Origin of the sequence: Microcoleus sp. PH2017_08_TRC_O_A, from assembly GCF_020738665.1 — a bacterium.
Lineage (GTDB): Bacteria > Cyanobacteriota > Cyanobacteriia > Cyanobacteriales > Microcoleaceae > Microcoleus.
This window is the reverse complement of record NZ_JAEQCE010000181.1, coordinates 1-3,403: the sequence shown is the minus strand read 5'-3', so window position 1 is coordinate 3,403 and position 3,403 is coordinate 1. Positions and strand designations below refer to the sequence as shown.

At 43.8% G+C, this 3,403-nt stretch carries 4 protein-coding genes; all 4 read left to right on the top strand.

What is annotated here, in order from left to right; translation table 11 throughout:
- Positions 1-510: hypothetical protein (locus JGK22_RS32775; RefSeq protein WP_293209022.1), on the top strand; the 510-nt coding region annotated here is incomplete at its 5' end.
- A 12-nt stretch (positions 511-522) separates the two neighbouring features.
- A complete protein-coding gene (locus JGK22_RS32770) occupies positions 523-1,482 on the top strand; it encodes a hypothetical protein (protein ID WP_293220967.1) in 960 nt (319 codons plus the stop codon).
- Positions 1,483-1,688: 206 nt separating this feature from the next.
- Positions 1,689-2,699 carry a hypothetical protein gene (locus JGK22_RS32765; protein ID WP_293220964.1) on the top strand — a complete coding sequence of 337 codons (1,011 nt, stop codon included), beginning with the start codon at positions 1,689-1,691 and terminating at the stop codon, positions 2,697-2,699.
- 71 nt (positions 2,700-2,770) lie between these two features.
- Positions 2,771-3,403, top strand: a 633-nt coding sequence (locus JGK22_RS32760; RefSeq protein WP_293314533.1) for a hypothetical protein, incomplete at its 3' end; no start/stop codon positions are given.

The following is a 3,403-nucleotide window of genomic DNA, read 5'->3' as shown; positions in this document are numbered from 1 at the left end:
CCTACTTATATTATGGCAATAATAACACCTGGTACAGGGGCAACAATAAGCGCCACCACAATCGAAGGACAGCTTTGGCAATTGGTACACCTGTACCAAAACGCTGAACGCGCAGACACCGAATCCGTTAATAGATTTGAATCAACAAAAGATGATTCATTTGTAATGGATGGCAAATTCACCATTCCAGGTAATCTTATTTGGACTCCTGCGACAGGTACATTTACCGATGTTACCATGCCTTATCTGCCTAACACTACTTTCAATGCAGGCAACCCTTTAGGAACAATCAAATCAACCACACTGTCTCAGTATTTCATTGACGTGGTGTTATACATCATTGCTTGGCAAAACAACGGTGCTAAAAACACTCAAACATTGACTAATGTCACCTGTACTTTTAACGCAAATACACGCGTGTATTCCGGTACATTTCAACTGCCTTATATTACTACAATTGTTGCAGGTGGTAATATTTCTGAAGCAGCAACAGAATGGTTATTGACCTAGGGAGAACAGTAGATGACCCAAAAAACATACGGCGTGACGATCGAAAATTCAGCGCTCGCCTTTAGCACCGAAGGGGTTAGTCCAGGCAAATGGCTACAGGACGCTGCATCGCAAGTATGGAATGCGATAAAAAGTGGTGTACAGGCTGCATTAGACTTAGGCAACCGCATGATAGAAGGTGGTAAAGAGCTATTTTCTGCAATCATGCGGGGTGACTGGGGAATATTTGGTGACTGGCTTAAAAACGACCCGATTGGAGCTATTAGCGGTGGTGCTGCCGTTGCGGTAGCTGGTTGGTTTGTTGGTAGCGCTACAGGAATCACAGCCGTCGCTTCAGGCGGTATTGCTTCTATGTGGTCAGCATTGGGTAGTGTCAAGATTGGTGGCTTTACTTTAGGGCTAATGTTGCCTACGCTTCAGCAAGCCATTGTAGGAACTACGAATGTTTTATACAATCTTGATTGGCAGCAATCGGATGCTGCAATTATTGCAGAACTGGAGGGTATGTATCTCTCTTTCTTGAACACAGTCGGAGAGTCCACGGGCAGAATGCTTGCTGGTTTTGCACTAGGTGGGGGCAAAGGCAACCCCAAAATGACCATAAACATTACTGCATCGGCAGCACTTTGCATTACCGCACAACAAGCGGGTAGTGATATACAAGAAGAGCTGGTCGAGGAGCTAAGTCAACTTGCTAATACCTTTGTCAGGTACGCTCGCAATTTAGCGGCTAAATTAGGTTATATGGAACTTCGCAAATGGGCAAGGAATAACGTTCGTACAGGCATCAAAGGAATCGACGACGCCATTGCTAATTGGGGGTTACAAGAAGGTCAATCATTTACGATTTCTGTAGCAATTGACAACAAAGTAGAAGCCATTACTGAGGAAAATCCTGCATTAGGCAATTTCTTAGAAGGTTTTATAGAAGGCTTTGGTGATGGGTTTTCCGATTTCATTGTAATGACTTAATCACAAGTAGCGCCCTACTTTAGCGCCCTACTTATAAATATATGACAATATCAACTCGCACATTCTCAACTACACTTATTTCTACTACTACAAACGTAGTTACGGAAATAGTACACTTCCGCGACGAACCATTACTTACCGGAGAAAAGGCTGCCGTATATCTGGAAGCGTGCTTCTGCAACGTAAGCCTTAAAAGCTTTCAACTCATGAAATTTCCTAATTATGAAGGGGATGAATCAGAAGCAGAAAGGTTAGCAATGTTCACCGCAGCAGAATTAGCAAGTCAGAAAGTTGGTTTGAGGATTCTGAGTCGGAAAAATAACACTGGGGTATGGCGCGAAAAGGCTGAAATTATTCTTACTAACGCCGGACGCAAATCATATTTCGATTTGCTTATTCCTTATCTAGCAAAAGCTCAGGTGCGGTTATTGGAGTATAACGACGCTCTCGGAATCCAACTTATTGACTACGGCAATGGGTTGCTCAAACAAACCGATTTCATAGAGATTGAATTTGCGACTACCGTTGATATTTCAAAAAAAAACGATGATTTTTCAGAATTAAGTGCAAGAATAGCCTCTCTAGAATTGGCATTAGAAGGAAGGCTTGTAAATGTCCCCGCTAATTCGCTGCTTGGCAGAGGTGGTGATGCGGGGACGGTAGAAAGGTTGCCACTGCCATTAGAAACAGATAAAGGGGGGTTCGGCGTTGTCAATACTGGTGTATATGGAAGCGTAGCTATTTCAGCTATTCTCAAAAATAGTTGGGCGGGATTACATTTTCAAGGGGCGTATAATGCAAACTATTTAATGCACAACCCTGCCACAGGGGATATAGGATTTTATGCAGCACAACCCGGTGCTCCTTTCTGGCGTTGGTATTCATCTGCAACAGAGTTTCTTATTTCCCAACCTCTGAAGATTGGGCCCGCTTCCACAGCTATTAAATCAGTTCGATCGCACGCGCAGGCAGTTGACTTCCCTAGCATTGCCAGCCAAGGGTTATTCTCTTTCGATATCCCGGTTGCAGGTGTAACGCTGGGAGCTTATTGTCATGTAGTACCTGTTCTCAATAATGCCAATACAGGTTATTGGGCGCTTACTATGACAGCTATTGTGCAAGTCGCAGGAACGGTTTCAATATTAGTGAAAAACGACACGGCGTCCGCTGTTGATGCTGCACCTTTTTGGATACGCATTTTAATTATGGAATTTTAAGTGCTATGAAAAGAAGTAGGTCAATTAATCTTGATAAAGATAGCTCCCGTCGTCCAACTGAACAAATTGATATGGGGAGCAAGCCGACTCAATTGACACCCGAGGTAGGTAGCCTAGGGGTGTCTGGTACGCGGGAACTTGGTAGCTATGGTGGTATATCAGTAGTGGGCGATGCAGCAGCAGGGATAACGGAATTAGGAGCACCGGGAGTATCCATCAGTATTAATCCTGCTGAACAATCTGCAAAAGCAGAGGTAGACCTAGGTATTAAGCAAGGGTTCGGCGTCAGTTTTGGAGGAGAAATAAAACGTACTCCAACTGGAGTCTCCGTAGAAAATGTTTCTTTTGGTGTTAACGTTTTGGGATTTGGCGTCAACGCTGAAGGTAATGGCAGTGAGTCGAGTAAATTGGGTGTTTCAGCTTTAGGATTTAAAATTGAAGTTGCCAACGACAAAGACGGCAAAACTTCTATAAGATTGGGGTATGAAATACCGGGCGCTAACGGCGGTGTGACATTTGCTCCCGATGGCGAGAAAACCATAATAGAAAAGCCAATTGAATTAGACACATCTAAGCCCGATTCTATATCGACTGTTCCGATGCCAACATTTAAGAAAGGAGCGCGGTATTGGGAATGGACTTATGTTGAGGGCTGGTATGAACCTACCTTTCGATATAACCCGCAAACTGGGAAAAGAGAGTTA

Excerpts from the sequence above, each read along its gene's own strand:
- JGK22_RS32765 (WP_293220964.1), top strand. The coding sequence starts at position 1,689 with ATGAAATTTCCTAATTATGAAGGGGATGAATCAGAAGCAGAAAGGTTA.
- JGK22_RS32770 (WP_293220967.1), top strand. The coding sequence starts at position 523 with ATGACCCAAAAAACATACGGCGTGACGATCGAAAATTCAGCGCTCGCC.